The following is a 21688-nucleotide window of genomic DNA, read 5'->3' as shown; positions in this document are numbered from 1 at the left end:
TCAGCTCTCCTTCCGCGCATCCGCTGCGAAGGCCTCGGCCTCGCGGGTCGCCATCTTCTCGTATTCGTCCCAGCGACGAGCCACCTGGGACTGCCCCAGCTCCAACAACCGGTCGGCCTCGGCGGGGTCCGCGCCGGCCAACATCCGGAAGCGCAACTCGTCACGGTGGTAGTCACGCAAGGTGATCCGCGGGCGGGGACTGTCCAGCAGGAAAGGATTACGTCCTTCCATGCGCAGGATCGGGTTGTACCTCATCAACGGCCAATGCCCCGAGCTCACCGCCTTGTACTGCTGCTCCAGACCCTTGCGCATGTCGATGCCGTGGGCGATGCAGTGGCTGTACGCGATGATCAGGCTCGGACCGTCGTAAGCCTCCGCCTCGCGGAAGGCCTTGAGGGTCTGCTGCGGATCCGCGCCCATCGCGACCCGAGCGACATAGACATGCCCATAAGCGGTCGCCTGCAGTGCGAGATCCTTCTTCGCCGTGGTCTTACCTGCCGCGGCGAACTTGGCCACCGCACCCAGCGGAGTCGACTTACTGCTCTGTCCACCGGTGTTCGAGTAGACCTCGGTGTCCATGACCAGAACGTTGACATTGCGACCCGAGGCCAGGACATGGTCGAGCCCACCGGAACCGATGTCATAGGCCCACCCGTCACCGCCGACGATCCACACCGACCTACGCACCAGATGGTCGACCACGGAGATCAGATCCTTGACCGCGATCCCGTCGAGGTCGGACAGGCGGTGGCGCAGCTCGGCGACCCGTGCCTGCTGGGCGTGGATCTCGTTCTCCCGAGCCTGCGGCGCATCCAGGATCGCATCGACCAGATCGACACCGATCTCCTCACGCAGGGCGGACAGACGCTGCCGAGCCAGACCGGCCTGTAGATCAGCGGCCAGCCGCATCCCCATCCCGAACTCGGCGTTGTCCTCGAAAAGACTGTTGCTCCAAGCCGGCCCACGACCCTCGGCGTTCTTCGTCCACGGGGTGGTCGGCAGATTCCCGCCGTAGATGGACGAACAACCGGTGGCATTGGCGACCATCGCGCGGTCGCCGAAGAGCTGGGTGAGCAGCTTCACATACGGGGTCTCACCGCACCCGCTGCAGGCACCGGAGAACTCGAACAAGGGTTCGAGATACTGGATACCCCGCACGGTGCCGAAGTCGACCTTGCTGCGGGTATTGACCGGGATCGACTCGAAGAAAGCCACATTCGCTTTGGCCGGGGTCCTGTCCCGTACCGGCTCGACATTGATCGCCCGTCGGCCCGGACGGTCGACCGGTATGACCGGGCAGGCCTCCACGCACAGCCCGCACCCGGTGCAGTCCTCGGCGTACACCTGAAGGGTGTACCGCTCACCGGGGATACCCGCAGCGTTCAGGGGCGCCGAGACGAAGGACTCGGGGGCGCCCTCCAGATGGGTGGTGCGGAAACGCTTGGCACGCAATACCGCGTGAGGACACACCAGCGAACAGTTCCCGCACTGGATGCAGTCCTCTTCGCTCCACACCGCGACCGTCTCGGAGATATTCCGTTTCTCATATGCCGTGGTACCGCTCGGATAGGTTCCGTCCACGGGCAGCGCACTCACCGGGAGCTCGTCGCCCCGGCCGATCAGCATCTTCGCGGTGACCTCCCGAACGAAGCCCGGCGCATCGTCCGGGACCGGCGCGATGAGTTCCTTCCCACCGACGACCTGGCCGGGCACCTCGACGCGGTGCAAAGCGGTCACGGCAGCGTCGACGGCGGCCTCGTTGCGGGCCACGACCTCTGCACCCCGACGTCCGTAGGTCTTACGGATCGACTCCTTGACCTTGACGACGGCGTCCTCGGGCGGCAACACCCCGGAGATGGCGAAGAAACAGGTCTGCAGGACCGTATTGGTCCGTCCGGGCAACCCGGCCTCACGGGCCACCTCGGTGGCATCGATGCAGTACAGCCGCAGATCCTTCTCCAAGATGCCCTCCTGAAGAGGTCGGGGGAGCTGAGCCCAGACCTCCTCGGGGGGATAGGGGGCATTCAACAGCACGGTTCCACCGGGCTGGGCGAACTCCAGGATGTCGACCCGTTCGGCGATCGACATGTGGTGGCATCCGATGAAACCGGCCTGACGCACCAGGTAGGGCGCACGGATCGGCTTCGGACCGAAACGTAGATGGGAGACCGTCCGTGAACCGGACTTCTTGGAGTCGTAGACGAAATAACCCTGGGCGAAGGTGTTCTCCTGCGAACCCAGGATCTTGATGGTGTTCTTGTTCGCCCCGACGGTACCGTCGCTGCCCAGCCCGTAGAAGACTGCGCCCACGGTGCCCGCCGGCATGATGTCCGGCTCCGGGCCGACGTCCAAGGAGAGGCGGGTGACATCGTCGGTGATCCCGACGGTGAACCTGGGCCGAGGTTCGTCGGACGCCAGCTCGGCGTACACGGCCTGCACCATGGCCGGAGTGAACTCCTTACTGGACAGCCCATATCTTCCCCCGGTCACCAAGGGCATCACCGCCCGCCGCCCCCGGGAGACGGCCTCGCCGAATGCGGCCACCACGTCGAGGAAGAGCGGCTCGCCGATGGATCCGGGTTCCTTGGTGCGATCCAGCACAGCGATCCGGCGGACAGTCTCCGGCAGAGCCGCCACGAGTTCCTCGGTGGGGAAGGGCCGGTACAGACGTATCTGCAGCACACCGACCCGCTGCCCGGCTGCGGCCAGCTGCTCGACGGTCTCGATGACCGTTTCCGCGCCTGATCCCATGACCACCACGGCGTGTTCGGCGTCGGGTGCGCCGAAGTACTCGACCAGGTGATACCGGCGGCCGGTCCGTTCGGCCAGCTCGTCCATCGCGCCCTGGGTGATCGCCGGCGTCACCTGGTAGAAGCTGTTGGCGGTCTCGCGGGACTGGAAGTAGGTGTCCGGATTCTGCGCCGTGCCCCGGATGAAAGGATGCTCCGGGGAGAGCGCCCGCTCCCGGTGCGCTCGCACGAGTTCGACCGGGACCAGCGCGCGCAGGTCGTCGTCGGAGAGCATGTCCAGGGTGTTGAGCTCGTGGCTGGTGCGGAAGCCGTCGAAGAAGTGGATGAACGGTATCCGGGAGCGCAGTGTGGCCAGTTGAGCCACCAGGGCCATGTCGTGGGCTTCTTGGACTGATGCGCTAGCCAGGAGGGCCCATCCGGTCTGCCGTACGGCCATGACGTCTTGATGGTCGCCGAAGATGGACAGTCCCTGGGTGGCCAGGGAGCGTGCGGCGACATGGATGACGGCGCTGGTCAGCTCCCCGGCGATTTTGTACATGTTGGGGATCATCAGGAGCAGACCCTGGCTGGCGGTGAAGGTCGTCGACAGGGCCCCGGCCTGGAGCGCCCCGTGGGTGGCGCCGGCTGCGCCGCCTTCGGATTGCATCTCCACGACGGTGGGGACGGTTCCCCAGATGTTGGTCCGGCCGTGCGCGGACCATTCGTCGGCGAGTTCGGCCATCGTGGAGCTGGGGGTGATCGGGTAGATCGAGCACAGTTCGTTGAGCCGGTAGGCCACCGACGCGGCGGCTTCGTTGCCGTCGATGATCGCGGTCGTCATCAGAGCAGACCTCCCTGTCGCACGTCGTCAGCGCTGGTCGGCCCTTGGCCGGGGCCGGTCAGCGGCCGGTCGGGGCGCCCTTCGGGAACCATCTCGATGGCGTGGACCGGGCATTGTTCGTAGCAGGTGCCGCAGCCGGTGCACCTGTTGTAGTCGTAGCGGTACCGGTGTCCTTTGCCGAGTTTGATCACGGCCTTCTCCGGGCACGATCCGAGGCAGCCGTCGCATTCGATGCAGTTCCCGCAGGACAGACATCGTTGTGCTTCGAAGACGGCCTGGTCGGGGTCCAGTCCGCCGACGACTTCTTCGAAGGCGGAGACCCGGGCGTCGGGGTCGAGTTCGGGTTGGGAGCGGCGGGTGAAGTCGCCGAAGTACCAGAGATGCAGGTCGTCGAGGTGGACGACGGGATGTTTGTCGGGGCGTTGATCGGGTTGGGAGTTCAACCAGGCGTCGATGGTGCGGGCGGCGCGTTTGCCGTGTCCGACTCCGATGGTGACGGTGCGTTCGGAGGGGACGGCGTCGCCGCCGGCGAAGATCCCAGGGACATCTGTCATCAGGGTGTCCGGGTCGACCTGGACGATGTCGCCGTCGAAGCGCATTCCTGGGATGGATTGGAGGAATCCGCTGTCGGCTTCCTGCCCTAGGGCCAGGATGACGGTGTCGGCGGCGAGTTTCTCGTACCGCCCGGTGCCTCGGGCGCGTCCGTTCTCGTCGAGTTCCATGATCTCGACGGTCAGGTCGTCGTCGACCTCGGTGATGGTGCGTAGCCAGTTCATCCGTACGCCTTCACGCTCGGCCTCTGTGGCCTCTTCTGCGTGGGCGGGCATCTGGTCCTTGGTGCGTCGGTAGACGATCATCGTCTCTTCGGCGCCGAGCCGTCGGGCGACCCGGGCGGCGTCCATGGCGGTGTTCCCGCCGCCGTATACCGCGACGCGTCGTCCCATGATGGGGCGTTCTCCGCTGGCCACGGTACGTAGGAAACTGACGGCGTCGACGACTTTCTCGGCGTCACGGGCCGGGAGGTCGACCCGTTTGGACAGGTGCGCTCCGATGGCGACGAAGACGGCGTCGAAGCCACCTTCGCGTTGTTCGGCGAGAAGGTCTTTTACGGGGTGGTCGGTGACGATGCGCACGCCCATGGCGGTCAGGCGAGCGATTTCGGCGTCGAGGATGGCCCGGGGGAGGCGGTACTCCGGGATGCCATAACGCATCATGCCGCCGGGTTGCGTTGAGCTGTCGTGGATTTCGACCTCATGTCCGCGTCGGGCCAGGTGGTAGGCGGCGGAGAGTCCGGATGGTCCGGCTCCGACGACGAGGACTCGTCTCCCTGAGGGGGGAGGGGGGTCGGGGAAGAGCCAACCGCTTTCCAGGGCGAGGTCGCCGAGGTAGCGCTCCACTCCGTGGATGGAGATGGGGCTGTCCAGTTCTGTGCGATTGCAGTTGCTTTCACATGGGTGATAGCAGACGCGACCGTGGATGGCCGGGAACGGGTTGTCCCGGGTGAGCATCTCCCATGCCGCTCGGGGCTCGTCTTCCTTGAGCAGCCGGAGCCATTCCTGGATGTTCTCTCCGGCTGGGCAGGCGTTGTTGCATGGTGGAAGAAGGTCGACGTACACCGGCATGCGGGAGCGCACCGGTGCAACTCGTCCCGAGGCCTGGCGGAGGTCGGGAAGCTGGGTGATGTCACGGCGTAGCGGGGGCATTGACACACCTCGTTGTGGGTCGACGACAGTCAGGGGGATCCTAGCCCTCTGGGGTAACCCGGAGGAGGGACCTTCCGCCTGGTGACTCCTGCCGCCCCCAGGCCCGAGATCAGTTGCGGTTCAGCAAGGTACGCACTGCCGCCGAGAGCACTCGGTCGGTGGGAGACCCTGCAGGGCAGGCTGGGGCGCCCGCGGTCGCTCCGCTCTTCTCCAGCACGAAGGCGGTAGCCGCATTCAGGACGGCCTTCTGGCCCGGGGTGAAATGAGTCCATCCGGCACGTAATGCGCCGAGGTCGCCGTGGACCTGCGCGGCGGAGCAGACTGTCTCGGCGCTGATGCGCCCGTTCTTCGAGGCCTTCACCATGAAGGCGTACAAGTCGTCGTGGCTGGCCTCGTCCATGGGAGTGACGAGGGGTTCCACGGTAGGCCAGAGCCGGCCGAGTTCCTCGGCGAAACGTCTCAGGTCTGGATCGTCGAGTTCGGCGAGGTCGGGAGGAGGATCGTGCCGGTTCGGCATGTGGGGTCTCCGATCGTGATTGGAGGACAGGGTCGGTAGGGGAACGCTTGGGAGATCTGCTTCGTTCCTTTTTGTTCGCGGTGCCCGAATCTACGTCAAACCGCGGCTGGTCGGCTCGGTCCACGGGTACCGGCATCTACTGTGGACGGGTGAGTGAAAGCATCAAAGTCGCCGTCATCGGCGCTTCAGGTCGTATGGGATCAACCGTGTGTCGGGCGGTCGAGGAGGCTGCTGACATGGAACTCGTCGGTCGGTTCGACGTCGGGGACCAACTCGGTGATCTGGCGGGAGCCGAGGTCGTCGTCGAGTTCAGTGTCCCTGATTCGGCCCCGGGAAATGTGGCTCACTGTCTGGAACGGGGAGTCCATGTGGTGGTCGGGACGACAGGTTGGGACGAGCAGCGTCTCGCGGCGTTGCGTGATCAGCTCTCCGACGCGCCGGAGGGAACCGGTGTCCTCATCGCTCCGAACTTCGCGATCGGTGCGATCCTCATGATGTCCTTCGCCAGGACTGCGGCGCGTTTCTACGAATCCGTGGAGATCGTCGAGCTGCATCACCCGAACAAGGTGGATGCGCCGTCGGGAACGGCGGCCCGGACTGCCGAGCTCGTGGCGCAGGCACGTCAGGAAGCCGGGCTGGGCCCGGTACCGGATGCGACAGTCCAGGACCCGGACGGTGCCCGCGGCGCTCAGATCGACGGCGTGCACGTCCACGGCGTGCGGCTGCGCGGGTACATCGCACACCAGGAGGTCCTCTTCGGCGCGGAGGGGGAAGGGCTGACCATCCGTCATGACAGCTTCGACCGGGTCAGTTTCATGCCCGGTGTGCTGGAAGGAGTGCGGGGGGTCCGTTCGCACCCGGGTCTGACGGTCGGGTTGGAGCACTATCTCGGACTGAACTGATGTCGCAGCGGTGACATCCATGGTTGAGGGCCCCGGCACATCCGTGCCGGGGCCCTCAACCATGGTCCGCATCCTCGGCGCTCAGCAACACCGGGTCTTCGGATTGCGTTCCATCTCGTCGTACTTGTCCCGCCAGAACTGCCGCTTGGTCGGGATCTGCGCGTCAGGGTGGTGACGTCGCAGATGATCGACATAGCGATCGTAGGCGTCAGCTCCGGTCACTCCGTTGCACCACCAGCGAAAAGCTCCGGTGGCACGTCGGAGACGGGCGATGGCGTCACTGCTCATGACGTCAATGATGACCGCGGGTGGGTGTGGGGTCGAGTCCTGCCGCTTTCCACTCGGCCAGGACCTCTTTTTCCAACGGGGTGGGAATGAAGGAGGCCGGGGCGAAGATCTTGCTGGGGGTGGCCTCTTCCTCGCTGGTAGGCATCCCTCCTGCGCGGACGGCCTTCCAGACGACCCACATGGTGGTGGCGAAGACGATGAGGACGAGCAGTGCGTAGACGATCGACAGCCCCAGCTGGATGCCGGAGTTGAAGATCACCTGGTCGATCTGCTCGGGTGTCTTGGCGGTCTGGAAACTCTGAGCCCCGGATTCCTTGGCCTTGATCGCTGCCTGTCGCACGGCGTTGTAACCGAGTTTCACGTCGGAGGAGAAGATCTTCTGGAAGGACGCCGTCTGGGTGACGGCCAGCAGGCCGAACAGCGGCAGGCCAGGGATCCAGGCGTACTTGAACAGCCCCTTCTTGCAGACGATGGCGAAGACGACGCACAGTGCGATGCAGGCCAGTAGCTGGTTGCTGATGCCGAACAGCGGGAACAGCGTGTTGATACCGCCCAGTGGGTCGGTCACCCCCATGTAGAGGATGCCGCCCCATCCGAGGACCACGATGGCCGAGCAGACCCAGGCGCCTACCCGCCAGGAGGGGTCGGCGAAACGTTTCATGCCGGGGATGTGGGCGATCGTGTCGGAGAACATGAACCTGGCGACCCTGGTGCCGGCATCGATGGTGGTGAGGATGAACAGAGCCTCGAACATCACGGCGAAGTGGTACCAGAAGGCCTTGTTGCCCAGCAGGTTGAGCAGTGGCGTCTGATGCATGACGTCGGCCATGCCCATCGCGAGGGTGGGCGCTCCACCGGTCCGGGAGATGATGGTGCTCTCTCCGACCTGTTTGGCGGCTTCGGCGTACATCGAGGCGTCCACCGCACTCAGCGGAGCACCGCCGGGGCCGACCAGACCCAGACCGTTGGTGTAGGCCGCTGCCTTCGTCGGGTCCGGGGCTCCGGTCAGTCCGCCGGGAGCATTCATCGCGAAGTACAGATGCTGATCGAGGGTGCAGGCTGCGACCAACGCCATGATCGCCACGAAGCTCTCGGTCAGCATGCCGCCGTAGCCGATGATCCGGGCCTGTTTTTCCTTCTCGATCAGTTTCGGTGTGGTACCGGAGCTGATCAGGGCATGGAAACCGGAGATGGCGCCGCAGGCGATGGTGATGAACAGGAAGGGGAAGAGCCCGCCGGCGAAGGCCGGTCCGGTTCCGGTCTCGGCGAATGTGGTGACCGCCGGCATCTGGATGGTGGGCCCGACGACGACGATTCCGACGGCAAGCAGGACGATCGTGCCGACTTTCATGAAGGTCGACAGGTAGTCGCGGGGTGCCAGCAGCAGCCAGACCGGGAGAACCGAAGCCGCGAATCCGTAGAGGGCGATGATGACGGCCAGGGTCGGCTTGTCGAGGATGAAGTAGTGGGCGATGGAGGAGTCGGCCACGTATTTACCGGCGACGATGGAGACGACCAGCAGGATGACACCGATGAGGGAGATCTCGTTCACCGCACCTGGGCGCAGATAACGCAGGTAGACCCCCATGAAGAGGGCGATCGGGATGGTGCAGGCGATGGAGAAGAGAGCCCACGCGGATTCGGCCAGGGCCCCGATCATGACGACGCCGAGGACGGCGATGATCATGATCATGATGGTCAGCACGCCGATGATGGCGGCCCAACCGCCTATGGGGCCGAGTTCCTCCCGGGCCATCTGTCCCAGGGAACGGCCGTTACGTCGCATCGAGAAGTGCAACACCATGTAGTCCTGGACGCCGCCGGCGAGGACGACACCGAGGACGATCCACAGCGTTCCCGGAAGGTATCCCATCTGGGAGGCGAGGATGGGACCGACGAGTGGTCCCGCTCCGGCGATGGCCGCGAAGTGATGGCCGAAGAGGACACGCCGGTCGGTCGGCATGAAGTCTTTGCCGTTGTCGAATTTCTCGGCGGGGGTGGCACGGGCGTCGTCAGGCTGGAGGATCTTGCGTTCGATGTAACGGGCGTAGAACTGCAGCGCTATCAGATAGCTTCCGACAGCAGCGAAGACGAACCATCGGGCGTTGACCTCCTCTCCGCGGACGAGTGCGAGCATGATCCATCCGATTCCGGCCAGGACGGCACAGATGGCCAGATAGATCCGGGTCTTCCGCGTCATGTGCGGAGGCTCGTTCACGGCGATCGGAGGTAGCGCAGGGTCGTTCCGGACCTTGGCCTCCGTCACGGTGTCGACGCTCATTGTCGGCTCCTCGATGGGTGCTAGAACACGGGCAAGTTACCCATGGGTGTCAGCCCCGGGAAGCGCCTCGCGCAAAGAATCGTCGACCGTTAGGCGGCGGTGACCTGCGCGAATGTTCTCCCCTGAGTAGTTACGGGAGTGTATTCGACTCGGAGTCAACGATTCTGGCCTGTCCATAAATGAGCTCGGGTGTCACCGCATCGGAAATCTTTCAATGGTGATTCTCTTCATTGAGAAGAACGGTAGTGATATAAGCCGATCCGGCGGGGGACACAGCACGAAACACGTCGGGATTCTCCACCCGGGACCAGGCGAGGGTCCATCGAGAAAGTCAGAGTGCGGCCCGAGCTTCCCGCAAGGAAACCACCAGCCGAACCTCCGTCACGGTCCGCGCGCCCGGTCCGACCACCCGCTCCCGATAGGCACCGTCGGCGATGAACCCTGCGCCCTGGAGATGAGCACGCAGCTCCTCGTGGCCGGCCACGATCCAAGCGACGAGCAGCTCGTCCCCGCCCTGCTCGACCGCCTCCGCCACGGCGGACAACAGCCGACTGGCATGCCCGCGGCGCCGACGGTCCTCAGCCACCCCCAGGAGGAGGAGCTCCGCCCCGTCCAGGTCCGGTTCGTCACCGGGAACGAAGGCTGCCAGCCCGACGATCCCCTCGCCCTCGGTAGCGACCAGGAGGCGGTGCCCGTCCGAGGGTGGATCGACCAGCGACGACCGCCAGGACGCGGTGAAAGCCGCAGGGGTGCACATCGCGAGGGCCTCGGCAGGAAGGTCATCGGCGAAGGACTTCACCCACAGAGCTGCCTGAACTGCACCGACTGCCTCCGCATCGTCCGGTCGGGCCTGTCGGACCCCTGAACGGGAAAAACCGGGCCCAGCCTGCTGGACTTCGTCGCGAGGTCGAGGAAAGGGAAGGGGGACAGTCATCGACGGGTCCTCGCTGTGTGCTGGTAAGTGACGAAGGCGAAGGCGAAACGGTCGTCGCGACCGGTCTCCACCCAATCCGGCCCGGTGAGCTCCGGGAAGAGGGTCTCACCGGGCGACTCCGCGTCGACCTCGGTGATCTCGGCGTGGGTCGCGAAAGGGAGCAGGGCCTCGTAGACCTGACCGCCTCCGATCACCATGATGCGATCGGCTCCGGGAAGAGCGCGCGCGGCGTTCAACCCGGCCACGGGGTCGTGCGCGACGGTGACGCCTTCGGCCGACCACCCGGTGTCCCTGGTCAGGACCACGGCAGGGCGGCCGGGCAGCGGGCGACCGATCGCCTCCCAGGTGCGTCGACCCATGAGCAGTGGGTGCCCCATCGTCATCCGACGAAAACGCTGTTGGTCCTCTCGGAGATGCCAGGGCTGGTCATGTCCGTCGCCGATCACCCGGTTTGCGGAGACCATCGCGACCAACACGATCTCCTCGCTTCCTGGCGGGTGAGGGGTCATGTCCATGGGGGAGTCGGCGACGGTCATACCGCGATCGGGGCCTTGATCGTCGGGTGCGGGTCGTAGCCGACCAGACGGATGTCGTCGATCAGATGGTCCTCCAGGCGCTCCCGCGGGGTCATCTCCAGGGTCGGCAATGGTCGGGGCTCGCGCTCGAGCTGGGTCCGGGCCTGGTCCAGATGATTCAGGTAGAGGTGGGCATCGCCCAGAGTGTGGATGAATTCACCGACCTCCAGATCTGTGGCCTGGGCGACCATATGGGTCAGCAAAGCATAGGAGGCGATATTGAAGGGCACTCCGAGGAAGACGTCCGCGCTGCGCTGGTACAGCTGACAGGACAGACGGCCCTGGGCGACGTGGAACTGGAAAAGGGCATGGCAGGGCGGCAGGGCCATCGAGTCGACATCGGCGACATTCCAGGCCGACACGATGTGCCGTCGGCTGTACGGGTCGGATCGGATGTCGGAGACCACTTTGGCGATCTGATCGACGGCCCCACCGTCCGGCGTCGGCCAGGAGCGCCATTGATGTCCGTACACCGGCCCGAGTTCTCCGTCGGCATCCGCCCACTCGTCCCAGATGGAGATGCCCTGTTCGTGGAGCCACCGCACGTTGGTGTCACCGCGCAGGAACCAGATGAGCTCTCCCACGATCGAACGCAGATGCAGTTTCTTGGTGGTCAGGGCAGGGAAGCCCGCGGACAGGTCGAAACGCATCTGGTGGCCGAAGACACCGAGGGTCCCGGTGCCGGTGCGGTCGTCGCGGGGCACCCCGTCGTGGAGGATACGGCGGAGAAGATCGTGGTAAGGCTGCACAGGGAAGAAGCCTAGGGCCTCGATCCGGGAGACGCCCTTCCTTGTGGGACGAGGTCGTCGGCCCCTCTTCGGAAGAGAGAGCTTCTACCGTGATGCGTATCACAGCGGCGTGGCGTTGATCCCTCATCGGGTCGTCGTCGGCTCAGGATGGATCAGGTGGTCGTGGCGCCATCCGGACCCCCGAGCGGGTGGCGTCACGGCTGCCGTCCACATCAGGTTCTTGTCCACGACAGCGACATCTGCCCGGCATCCTGCGGCGGTGGCCGACCCCGTCGGACGGCTTCCGTGAACCGGTTGCCCGGTGAGGATCCCTGGAAGTTCATCCAGGTCGATCCCTGGGCGACAGCGACCTGAGGCGCTCATCGGCGATACCGTGAAAGGGAATGTCCTGTTCCTCCACCGCGTCCTCAGGAGCCCGAACCACGTGAGCCACCCCCATCCCGAACTGACCGCACCTGAACCTCTCGCCCCGTCGGGCGTCCGCATCGTCGCCCTTGGAGGGCTGGGCGAGGTCGGCCGCAATATGACGGTTCTGGAGCACGATTCCAAGCTTCTGGTCGTCGACTGCGGGGTGCTTTTCCCCGATGACCATCAGCCAGGGGTCGACCTGATCCTGCCTGACTTCGGATATATCGAAGACCGGGTCGGGGACATCGAGGCTGTCGTCCTCACCCACGGGCACGAAGACCACATCGGAGCCGTGCCCTATCTGCTGCGGCTCCGCAAGGACATTCCACTCCTGGGGTCCAATCTGACTCTCGCGCTCGTGGAGGCCAAGCTGCGGGAGCATCGGATCAAGCCGGTGCTGCGCAAGGTGGTCGAGGGGGAACGGGCCACGGTCGGCGGATTCGACCTCGAGTTCCTCGCAGTGAACCACTCGATCCCCGACGCATTGGCCGTGGCCATCCGTACCGAGGCCGGGCTCATCCTGCACACCGGTGACTTCAAGATGGACCAGCTCCCCCTCGACAAACGGATCACGGATCTGCGGGGCTTCGCGAGGCTGGGGGAGGAGGGTGTCGACCTCTTCCTCACCGACTCCACCAATGCTGAAGTCCCCGGCTTCACCATGCCGGAGAAGGACATCTACCCGGCATTGGAAACCGTTTTCGAGAAAGCGGACCGGCGGATCATCGTCGCCTCGTTCGCGTCTCACGTCCATCGCGTCCAACAAGTACTCGACGCTGCAGAAGAATTCGGCCGCAAAGTAGCTTTCGTCGGCCGATCGATGGTGCGCAATATGACGATCGCCGAAGAACTCGGCTATCTCCGTGTCCCGGACCGGACTGTCGTCGACGTCCGCAAACTTCGTGATTATCCCGACGACGAACAGGTGCTCATCTGCACCGGGTCACAGGGCGAGCCGATGGCTGCACTGTCCCGTATGGCCAACCGGGACCACGCCATCGAGGTCGGTGAGGGAGACACCGTCATCCTGGCTTCATCCCTGATCCCGGGGAACGAGAACGCCGTCTACCGGGTGATCAACGGATTGATGAGACTCGGAGCCACCGTCGTCCACCGCGGGAACGCCAAGGTGCATGTCTCCGGACATGCCAGTGCGGGGGAGCTGCTCTACTGCTACAACGTCGTCCGCCCGACGAATGTCATGCCCGTGCACGGTGAGTGGCGACATCTGGTGGCCAATGGCGCACTCGCCATCGCCACCGGGGTGCCCCGTGACCGAGTCGTCCTGGCCGAGAACGGCGTCGTCGTCGATCTGGTCGACGGCCTGGCCCGGATCGCAGGCGCAGTGGACTGCGGATATGTCTACGTGGACGGCTCCTCCGTCGGAGCGACCGACGAAGCACTGCTCAAGGACCGTCGGATCCTGCGTGACGAGGGATTCGTCACCGTCATCGTCGCTGTCGACGCCAGCAGGGGGAAGGTCTCCTCCGAGCCGGAGATCCTGTCGCGCGGCGTGGCCGAGGACCAAGAGACCTTCCGAAGGGTGAGCCCGCTGATCGTCGAGGCCGTTGAGGACGCGATGGGGAAGGGCATCGTGGACACCTACCAGTTGCAGCAGCTGATCCGGCGCACCGTCGGGTCATTCGTCGGAGGAAAACTGCGTCGGCGCCCGATGATCATCCCCGTGGTCGTGGAGGTCTGAGGCCGAATTCGTCTTCCGGGGGCGCCCGGGCCATCCAGGAAATTTCCAGGCGCCCCTGGGGCGGGACGCAGAATTCACGCCCGTTTTGAGCAATCTGATCGGCCATGTTTAGTGTGGATTCTTTATATGGTCGTCGTCGCGACGAAAATGCAGGTCGAGATTGTGACGGAAGGATCAGGGGAGCTTTGTCGGCGCGCCGACACGGTGATCTCCTCGTTCTCACCTAGCCTTCGACCGTGGTGAAGCGTGCCTCGTCCCCGAACCGTTCCCGGCCCGCCCCTGAGTCCTCGGGTCGGCCCCGAACCGGTCGTGGTTCCGGCGCGAAGAGCCGTGCGTCCGGACGGCCCACCTCGCACGGCGGGGGCTCCTCGACCTCGAGGAGCGGTGCAGCGGTGCCGGTTCGGGTGCTGCGTGGGATGTGGACGGGAGTAGCGCAGGTGGCGGGGAAAACCGTGCGACGCACGGGCAACAAGACACGGAGCTCAGCAGGACGGAACACCGGCTCAGCGACCAGGGCGAACAGCAGGCCGGTCACGCTCGAGCCGGAATATCGCAGGGACGGCGCAGGCCTACTGCTCATCGCTCTGGCTGTCGTCGTGGCGGCCAGGGAATGGTGGGGGTTGCCCGGGGGGCTCGGCGACCTCATCCATGCCGTGTCCGCCGGAACCTTCGGCCGGATCGCCTTCGCGCTGCCCGTACTCCTGGTCGGTCTGGGTGCCCGGGTGCTCCGGCGTCCGGACGACATCCACGGCACGAATCGGGTCAGCATCGGCCTCGGTGCTCTCGGGCTGTCTGCCTGTGGCATCGCGCACGCCAGCTACGGAGTCCCCGTCCCCACCACGGGATTCGATGCAGTTCGTGAAGCCGGCGGCATGCTCGGCTACATCGTCTCAGCCCCACTCGTGGCCGGTCTGACCACGTGGGGTGCCGTCCTGCTTCTCCTTCTGCTGGGCTTTTTCGGCGTGCTGGTCGTCACCGCCACGCCGGTGCATCGTATCCCCGAACGGTTGAACTCCGCGTACCACCGCCTGTTCGGTCTGCCCATCGAGGAGGTCACCCGTCGTCCTCGCCCGACCGGTGCGCGGCCGGGATCCCGACGCCGTGGTGAACCCGACCCTGACCTTCCAGGTGGGCGGGACGGTGACGAGGCCTTCCTGCAAGCCGCAGAGGTGCACCGGGACCGCCCGGCCCGGCTCCTGCGTCATCGACGGCGGACGGAGACGGACCCAGCCGATCCTCAGCTCGGCCAAGAACCCGGCCCACGCAGCAGCAGTCAGCTCCCAGCCGCTCAGCCCGGCTCTTCGGGCTCAGACCCCGCCCCTACCGGGCACCAGGAGGACATCCGCAGGTCGGCCCCGGCGGAGAAGACGGATCTGCCCGCACCGATCACCACGCCCCTACCTCAGCGCGTGGAACAACTCGCCCTCGCCGGGGACGTGACCTACACGCTCCCCGACCCTGCAGTCCTCGAGCCCGGGACACCGCCCAAATCCCGCAGCGCAGCGAACGACCGGGTCGTCGAAGCACTCACCGGAGTCCTGGACCAGTTCGGTGTCGACGCCAGGGTCACCGGTTTCACCCGTGGCCCGACGGTCACTCGTTACGAGGTCGAACTGGGCGGCGGCGTCAAGGTCGAACGGGTCACCGCGCTGTCCAAGAACATCGCCTACGCGGTGGCATCGGCCGATGTCCGCATCCTCTCGCCCATCCCGGGGAAGTCGGCCATCGGAATCGAGATCCCCAACACCGATCGGGAGAAAGTCTCCCTGGGCGATGTCCTGCGCAGCCAGGTGGCGCACAACAACCAGCACGCGATGGTGATGGGGGTCGGTAAGGACGTCGAGGGCGGTTACGTGATCGCCAATCTCGCGAAGATGCCCCATCTGCTCGTGGCCGGCGCGACCGGTGCGGGGAAGTCGAGCTTCGTCAACTCGATGATCACCTCGTTGCTCATGCGGTCCACCCCTGACGAGGTCCGCATGATCCTCGTCGACCCCAAACGGGTCGAACTGACCGCGTACGACGGCATTCCGCACCTCATCACCCCGATCATCACGAACCCGAAGAAGGCCGCGGAGGCCCTGCAATGGGTGGTTCGGGAGATGGATGCCCGTTACGACGACCTGGCAGCTTTCGGCTACAAGCACATCGACGACTTCAACAAGGCTGTCAAATCGGGCAAGGTCAAACCTCTTCCTGGGTCGGAGCGGGTCATCCAGCCCTACCCTTACCTGCTGGTCGTGGTCGACGAACTCGCCGACCTGATGATGGTGGCACCGCGGGACGTCGAGGAGTCCATCGTCCGGATCACCCAGTTGGCGCGAGCCGCAGGCATCCACCTCGTTCTGGCGACCCAACGGCCGTCCGTCGACGTGGTCACCGGTCTGATCAAGGCGAATGTGCCTTCCCGGATGGCTTTCGCGACCTCTTCGCTGGCCGACAGCAGAGTGGTGCTGGATCAACCCGGCGCGGAGAAACTCATCGGGCAGGGCGATGCCCTGTTCCTGCCCATGGGTGCCAGTAAACCGATGCGGGTCCAGGGTGCCTGGGTCACCGAGTCCGAGATCCACCAGGTCGTACGGCACGTGACCGAGCAACTGAAACCGACGTACCGCGAGGACGTCATGGTGCAGTCCGAACGGAAGCAGATCGACGAGGAGATCGGCGACGACCTCGAGCTGCTCCTGCAGGCGACCGAACTCATCGTGAACAGCCAGTTCGGATCGACCTCGATGCTTCAACGCAAGCTGCGGGTCGGTTTCGCCAAGGCGGGGCGTCTCATGGACCTGTTGGAGACCCGCGGGGTCGTCGGTCCGTCCGAAGGCAGCAAAGCGCGTGACGTACTCATCAAACCGGATGACCTTCCGGCCACCGTGGCGATGATCAAGGGGGAGGAGGCCCCTGCAGTCGTCTCTCCTCGACCAGGTTCCACACCGGAGGGGGACGGCGTCTGAGCCTGGAGGAGAGGGTCTGCGTGAGACTCCGCCGCGTGGGCGTGGAGGTTCACCCTGCGAGAGCCGCTCCGCTGGCACCCTGTGTCGACCCGTAAAGTGGAGTCATGACCGAATCAGCACAGCTGCGCGATCGTGCGCCTCAGCACGGATCAGTGGCCGTGGTGACCCTCGGGTGTGCCCGGAACGACGTGGATTCCGAAGAACTTGCTGGGCGGCTGGCCTCCCAGGGGTGGCAGCTCGTCGCCGATCCGGCTGAGGCCGATGTAGCCGTGGTCAACACCTGCGGTTTCGTGGAACAGGCCAAGAAGGATTCCATCGACGCCCTTCTGGAGGCTGCCGATCTCAAACAGTCCGGACGGACCAGAGCCGTGGTGGCGGTCGGTTGTCTGGCTGAGCGTTATGGGGAGAAGCTTGCCGATGAGCTTCCCGAGGCGGACGCCGTGCTCGGGTTCGACACCTATCGGGACATGTCCAGTCATCTCACCTCGATCCTCGCCGGTGAGCGCCCGGCTGCGCACGTTCCGGTCGATCGTCGGCGCCTGCTTCCGCTGACCCCGGCCGAACGGCAGTCCGCTGCTGAGGAGGTCTTCGTCCCCGGGCACGGCGAAGTGGGCGGAGAAGGTTTGGGCGGGCCTCGGGTGCACCGTGCCCGTCTGGACGGTCGGCCGTGGGCACCGTTGAAGGTCGCCAGCGGCTGTGATCGCCGGTGTGCTTTCTGCGCTATTCCCAGCTTCCGCGGTTCCTTCGTCTCGCGTCGTCCCTCCGACATCTTGGCCGAAGCTGCTTGGCTGGCCGAACAGGGAGTCAAGGAGGTCTTCCTGGTCAGCGAGAACTCGACCTCTTACGGTAAAGATCTGGGCGATCTGCGTCTGTTGGAGTCCCTCCTCCCCGAGCTGACAGCGGTGCCCGGCATCGAGCGGGTCAGAGTGAGCTATCTCCAACCGGCCGAGACCCGGCCAGGACTTCTCCAAGCGATCGTGAAGACCCCGGGCGTGGCCGATTACTTCGACTTGTCCTTCCAGCATTCGAGCGAGTCCGTTCTGCGTCGGATGCGCAGGTTCGGTTCGACGGATTCCTTCCTCGCCCTGATCGAACAGATCCGTTCGCTGTCCCCCACGGCCGGCATTCGTTCGAATGTCATCGTCGGCTTCCCCGGCGAGACCGAGGACGACGTGGACGAGCTGATGGGATTCCTGGAATCGGCCCGGCTCGATGTGGCTGGGGTCTTCGCCTACTCCGACGAGGACGGCACCGAAGCCGAGACCTACGCGGACAAGATCGACCCGGAGATCGTCGCCGAACGCTACCGGCGGGTGCGGGCGCTGGCTGAGGAGCTCACGGCGCAGCGGGCCGAGGAACGCGTAGGCGAACGGGTGACCGTCATGGTCGAGGGCGAGGAGGACGGCGAACTGGTGGGGCGGGCTGCGCACCAGGGGCCGGAGGTCGACGGAATGTGCCTGCTGAACGGGGAGACCACAGGTCTGGTCGCAGGCGACTTCGTCGAGGGGGAGGTCATCGGATCAGATGGAGTCGACCTCGTCGTGGAGTTGATGTGAACCCTCAGGCCTCGAACACGTCGCCGGCAGGCGAGCCCTCTGCACACCAGGCGCCTGCCGCCGCAGCCGATCCCGAAAACGTCCCACCCAGCCCGTGGAATCTCCCGAATGCGCTGACCGTGCTACGGATCTTCATGGTCCCGATCTACGGATGGCTACTGCTCAGCGAAGGTGGCACCGACACCACCCTGCGTTGGTGGGCTTGTGCGGTCTTCGTGCTCGCGATGATCACCGACCGACTCGACGGTGAGATAGCTCGCGCGAAGGGGCTGATCACCGACTTCGGGAAGATGGCCGACCCGATCGCCGACAAAGCCTTGACAGGGATGGGATTCATCGGTCTGTCCCTCATCGGTGACCTGTGGTGGTGGGTGACAGGGTTGATCCTCTTCCGGGAGTTGGGGATCACGCTGCTGCGTTTCGTGGTGATCCGGTACGGGGTGATGGCGGCCAGCAAGGGCGGCAAGTTGAAGACCTTCCTTCAGGCGGTCGCCTTGGGGATGCTCACCGCGCCGGGCGGCGAGTGGTGGTTGTGGCTGGCCTACGCAGTGACAGCCGCGGCCACCGTGGTCACCGTCGGGACCGGGATCGACTACGTGATCAAGGCACGGGCCTTGGTCGTAGGCCAGTCCGCCGACCGGAAAGCGGGAAGACAGGAATGACGACGACCGGTGCGGATCGCTCCTCGAACGTGGTCGATGATCTCTGTCTCGCGGCGCAGACCGTGGCCACCGCCGAGTCCCTCACCGGTGGCCTCGTGGTCGCTAGCCTGATCGATGTGCCCGGGGCATCTGCTGTCGTCCGTGGCGGAATGGTGGTCTACCACCCCGATCTGAAGGTGTCATTGGCCGGTGTCGATGACATGTTGCTCGCGGTAGGGGGATCGGTCCAGTCCGAGGTCGCTGCCCAGCTGGCACGAGGCGCACGGACCCGTTTCCGTGCGACCTGGGGAGTGGGCACTACCGGGGTGGCTGGCCCCGGGGTGGCGGACGGAAATCCGGCAGGGACAGTTTTCATCGCCGTGGACGGCCCAGGGGGGACCACCGTCCGTAGGCTCGAGTTGACCGGTGGTCGGCATCGGGTCCGCTTGGCCGCCGTCGACGAAGTCCTGGATCTCCTGCGGGAGTGCATCCGTCAGGCGAACGTCCGTTGACCGGTGCCCCTGCACACAAACTGAGCGGCGTGACGGGAACGAGCCGGTTATCCTGACACTGGCGGCATCGGTACAGGTCGCTCCCAGCACCTGCATAATGCCGACGTCCGTGTCCACGGATGGCCTGATGACCAAGAGGTACAGGGAGGTAAGCGCATGATCCTGCTCAGGCGGGAGATGGGGGACGCGCTGCGGGAATGCCGCACTTCCCAAGGCCGGACCCTCCGAGACATCTCCTCTGCAGCATCGGTCTCTCTGGGATATCTCAGCGAGATAGAACGCGGTGAGAAAGAGGCTTCATCAGAGTTGTTGGCTGCGATCTGCGCAGCCTTGTCACTGCCGATGTCCCAGCTGCTGGTGCGGGTCGCCGAGCGTGCGGAGGCAGCCGAGAGGTCCAGCGTACCGGTGGCCTTGCCACTGCCTCGGGAGAACAGCATCCGGGCTTCGGCCGCTTGAGCCGGGATGCGATGGGCTGCCCGGAGGCGCTCACTGGTCGGGAGAGCCCGGCCGCTCACCGCTGAGGGAAGAGGGGGATGCCGGGTCGGGCGATGATCTGCCGGGTGTCGTAGAAGAAGGCAGTGGTGACGGCGCCGCCAGGCGTGGTGATCACCATGGTGGTGCGGCCGAGTGGGCCGGGCGGGGCCTGGAAGGTCAGCGAGCTCTCCGAGGAGGAGAGGACTGTGGCCGAGCGCCCGCCGACCGCGACCCGGCCTCCGATCAGCCCGGTCCCGTTCACAGTGATCACGTCACCGCCGACGGTTCGTGCCCCGGCTGGGTTCACCGAGCTCACCGTCGGCGGAGCCGTCTGCTGGGGGCGGACGGCATCCACTGCGCGCCAGGCATCGACGATCCCGACACCGAAACCGCTGCCTCCTGAGACGAAAGGGGTGACGCTGGAGACCAGCGCGGAACGGATCTGTGCGGGTGTCGAGGAAGGGCTCACCGACCACATCAGGCTGGCGATCGCCGACACATGAGGTGTGGCCATCGAAGTGCCATAACGAGAGGTGTACGTCCAACCGGCCGGGTCGGCCGAACGAGTGGACGTATTGCCCAGTCCCCATATCGAGGTTCCCGGAGCGGACAGGGTGACTGCGTTTCCGGTGTTCGAGAAGGCCGCGCCGGTGCGGTTCTGGGTCGAGGCGGCCACGGTGATCACTCCGCGACAGTTCGCGGGGCTGTACTGGGAGACGTCGCTCGCATCGTTGCCGGCCGCGACGATCACCAGCGCGCCTCGTGCGGACGCCATGTCGATGGCGCTCTGTTCGATGGGGCTGCACGTGCCGATACCGCCGAGAGAGAGATTGATGATTTTCGCCGGATGTGCATTGGCCGGGACGCCAGGGACAGGGCCTCCGGCAGCCCAGACGACGGCGTCGGCCACGTCGCTGTCCGTGCCTCCGCACCGCCCCAGCGCGCGGATGGGCACGATACGGGACCCTGGCGCGATTCCGGCTACTCCCAGCCCGTTTCCGGTGAGTGCGGCGATGGTGCCGGCAACGTGCAGGCCGTGCCAGGAAGACGATGTCGGTGTGGGGTCGTCACACATCCCCGAGCTGCTCCAGTCACCGGAGTCGGTCGGATCGGCGTCCCGACCGTTGCCGTCGAGGGAGTAGGTGGCATCGCTGATGAAGTCGTAACCGGGCAGAAAACGTCCTTGGATGTCCGGATGGGGGAGGGAACCGGTGTCGACGACCGCCACGGTGGTTCCGCTGCCGTCACTGATTTTCCAGGCCTCGGGTACCCGGATCGCCGGAAGATCCCACTGAGCGGGGTAGTACGGGTCGTTGGGCACTTCTGCTGTGGTGAATCGGCGCTCGGGTACTGCGTACTCGACGCCAGGGCGGGCAGCCAGGGTGCGGGCGACGGCGACGGCGTCCCCTACGACCTCGACGACCATCGCGCCGGTGGCCGTATGACGGGCGAGATCGATCTGGGCTCCGGCCTCGGTCGCTGCGGCCAGTAGCCGGCTGCTCTCCTCGGCTGCGCTGGCCGGAGGCCCGGTGAGTTTCAAGACCACACGACCGGTGTATTTTGGCGCACTGGCCGTGCGCTCCGCCTGACGGCGGCTGATCGCGACGGCTGAATCCCCGGGAGCGGGCTTGGCGCTTTCGTCGGATTCTCCGGTGGCTTCGTCGTCCATCGGAGCCAGGGGGAAGTCGATATTTGCGGCGGCTGCGGAGACCGCTGACGCTGGCGCCGAGAGCGAGGGCCCTACAGGTGCAGCTGGAGGTGGACCCCCGAGGCCTCCGATACTCCAGGACAGGGGGACTGCCAGGAGGACTGTGCTGATCACCGCCGAAACGGGAGAGCGACGCCGCGACATGACCGCTCCTTCCGCGGCACAGGCCGCCAGGACTACCCGTGGTGGGCCTCACCCGGTGACGTGCTCCCAT

Annotated in this window: 17 protein-coding genes; 7 read left to right on the top strand and 10 right to left on the bottom strand. The window is 65.5% G+C overall.

Annotation, left to right across the window (positions count from 1 at the left end):
* The 3 genes from nifJ to AUCHE_RS04610 all read right to left on the bottom strand — a co-directional run bounded on the left by nifJ (position 1) and on the right by AUCHE_RS04610 (position 5790).
* Entirely contained in the window at positions 1-3570 is a 3570-nt protein-coding gene (gene nifJ, locus AUCHE_RS04620) for a pyruvate:ferredoxin (flavodoxin) oxidoreductase (protein WP_006502111.1), read from the bottom strand.
* Positions 3570-5273 carry an NAD(P)-binding protein gene (locus AUCHE_RS04615; RefSeq protein WP_006502110.1) on the bottom strand — a complete coding sequence of 568 codons (1704 nt, stop codon included), beginning with the start codon at positions 5271-5273 and terminating at the stop codon, positions 3570-3572. The genes nifJ and AUCHE_RS04615 overlap by 1 nt, the downstream gene beginning before the upstream one ends.
* Positions 5274-5382: 109 nt before the next feature.
* Positions 5383-5790, bottom strand: a complete 408-nt coding sequence (locus AUCHE_RS04610; protein WP_006502109.1) for a hypothetical protein — start codon at positions 5788-5790, stop codon at positions 5383-5385.
* A 149-nt stretch (positions 5791-5939) separates the two neighbouring features.
* Here AUCHE_RS04610 and dapB point away from each other — a divergent pair, with 149 nt between their 5' ends.
* On the top strand, positions 5940-6692 hold the full coding sequence (dapB, locus tag AUCHE_RS04605) for a 4-hydroxy-tetrahydrodipicolinate reductase (protein WP_006502108.1): 753 nt from the start codon (positions 5940-5942) through the stop codon (positions 6690-6692).
* Positions 6693-6773: 81 nt separating this feature from the next.
* Here dapB and AUCHE_RS04600 read toward each other — a convergent pair whose 3' ends face one another.
* The 6 genes from AUCHE_RS04600 to AUCHE_RS16910 form a co-directional block, all read right to left on the bottom strand.
* Positions 6774-6980, bottom strand: a complete 207-nt coding sequence (locus AUCHE_RS04600) for a YbdD/YjiX family protein (protein WP_006502107.1) — start codon at positions 6978-6980, stop codon at positions 6774-6776.
* A gap of 4 nt (positions 6981-6984) precedes the next feature.
* Positions 6985-9261: a carbon starvation CstA family protein gene (locus AUCHE_RS04595; protein WP_006502106.1), complete on the bottom strand. Its 2277-nt coding sequence runs from the start codon at positions 9259-9261 to the stop codon at positions 6985-6987.
* A gap of 331 nt (positions 9262-9592) precedes the next feature.
* Positions 9593-10195, bottom strand: coding sequence for a GNAT family N-acetyltransferase (locus AUCHE_RS04590; RefSeq protein ID WP_006502105.1), 603 nt, complete (start codon positions 10193-10195; stop codon positions 9593-9595).
* On the bottom strand, positions 10192-10731 hold the full coding sequence (locus tag AUCHE_RS04585; protein WP_006502104.1) for a dihydrofolate reductase: 540 nt from the start codon (positions 10729-10731) through the stop codon (positions 10192-10194). Before AUCHE_RS04585 ends, AUCHE_RS04590 begins: the two co-directional genes overlap by 4 nt.
* The gene (locus tag AUCHE_RS04580; protein ID WP_006502103.1) at positions 10728-11519 is read right to left on the bottom strand and encodes a thymidylate synthase; all 792 of its coding nucleotides are present in this window, start codon (positions 11517-11519) and stop codon (positions 10728-10730) included. The genes AUCHE_RS04585 and AUCHE_RS04580 overlap by 4 nt, the downstream gene beginning before the upstream one ends.
* Positions 11520-11642: 123 nt before the next feature.
* Positions 11643-11882, bottom strand: a complete 240-nt coding sequence (locus tag AUCHE_RS16910; protein ID WP_040321441.1) for a hypothetical protein — start codon at positions 11880-11882, stop codon at positions 11643-11645.
* A gap of 61 nt (positions 11883-11943) precedes the next feature.
* On the opposite strand from AUCHE_RS16910, the gene AUCHE_RS04570 reads away from it, so the two are divergent.
* From AUCHE_RS04570 to AUCHE_RS04545, 6 genes are all read left to right on the top strand, one after another.
* Positions 11944-13629, top strand: coding sequence for a ribonuclease J (locus tag AUCHE_RS04570; RefSeq protein WP_006502102.1), 1686 nt, complete (start codon positions 11944-11946; stop codon positions 13627-13629).
* A 416-nt stretch (positions 13630-14045) separates the two neighbouring features.
* Positions 14046-16583 (top strand): FtsK/SpoIIIE family DNA translocase, encoded by a 2538-nt coding sequence (locus AUCHE_RS04565; protein ID WP_006502101.1) that lies wholly within the window; start codon positions 14046-14048, stop codon positions 16581-16583.
* Positions 16584-16687: 104 nt separating this feature from the next.
* Entirely contained in the window at positions 16688-18139 is a 1452-nt protein-coding gene (rimO, locus tag AUCHE_RS04560; protein WP_006502100.1) for a 30S ribosomal protein S12 methylthiotransferase RimO, read from the top strand.
* Positions 18136-18801: a CDP-diacylglycerol--glycerol-3-phosphate 3-phosphatidyltransferase gene (pgsA, locus tag AUCHE_RS04555; protein ID WP_006502099.1), complete on the top strand. Its 666-nt coding sequence runs from the start codon at positions 18136-18138 to the stop codon at positions 18799-18801. Before rimO ends, pgsA begins: the two co-directional genes overlap by 4 nt.
* The gene (locus tag AUCHE_RS04550) at positions 18798-19292 is read left to right on the top strand and encodes a CinA family protein (RefSeq protein WP_006502098.1); all 495 of its coding nucleotides are present in this window, start codon (positions 18798-18800) and stop codon (positions 19290-19292) included. Before pgsA ends, AUCHE_RS04550 begins: the two co-directional genes overlap by 4 nt.
* Positions 19293-19448: 156 nt before the next feature.
* Positions 19449-19748, top strand: a complete 300-nt coding sequence (locus AUCHE_RS04545; protein WP_006502097.1) for a helix-turn-helix domain-containing protein — start codon at positions 19449-19451, stop codon at positions 19746-19748.
* A gap of 55 nt (positions 19749-19803) precedes the next feature.
* Here AUCHE_RS04545 and AUCHE_RS04540 read toward each other — a convergent pair whose 3' ends face one another.
* Entirely contained in the window at positions 19804-21435 is a 1632-nt protein-coding gene (locus AUCHE_RS04540; protein WP_006502096.1) for a S8 family serine peptidase, read from the bottom strand.
* Between the last annotated feature and the right edge of the window lie 253 nt (positions 21436-21688).

The sequence above is a fragment of the Austwickia chelonae NBRC 105200 genome, assembly GCF_000298175.1.
Lineage (GTDB): Bacteria > Actinomycetota > Actinomycetes > Actinomycetales > Dermatophilaceae > Austwickia > Austwickia chelonae.
Note: the sequence above shows the minus strand (reverse complement) of the source record. Positions and strands in the feature narration are given on the sequence as shown.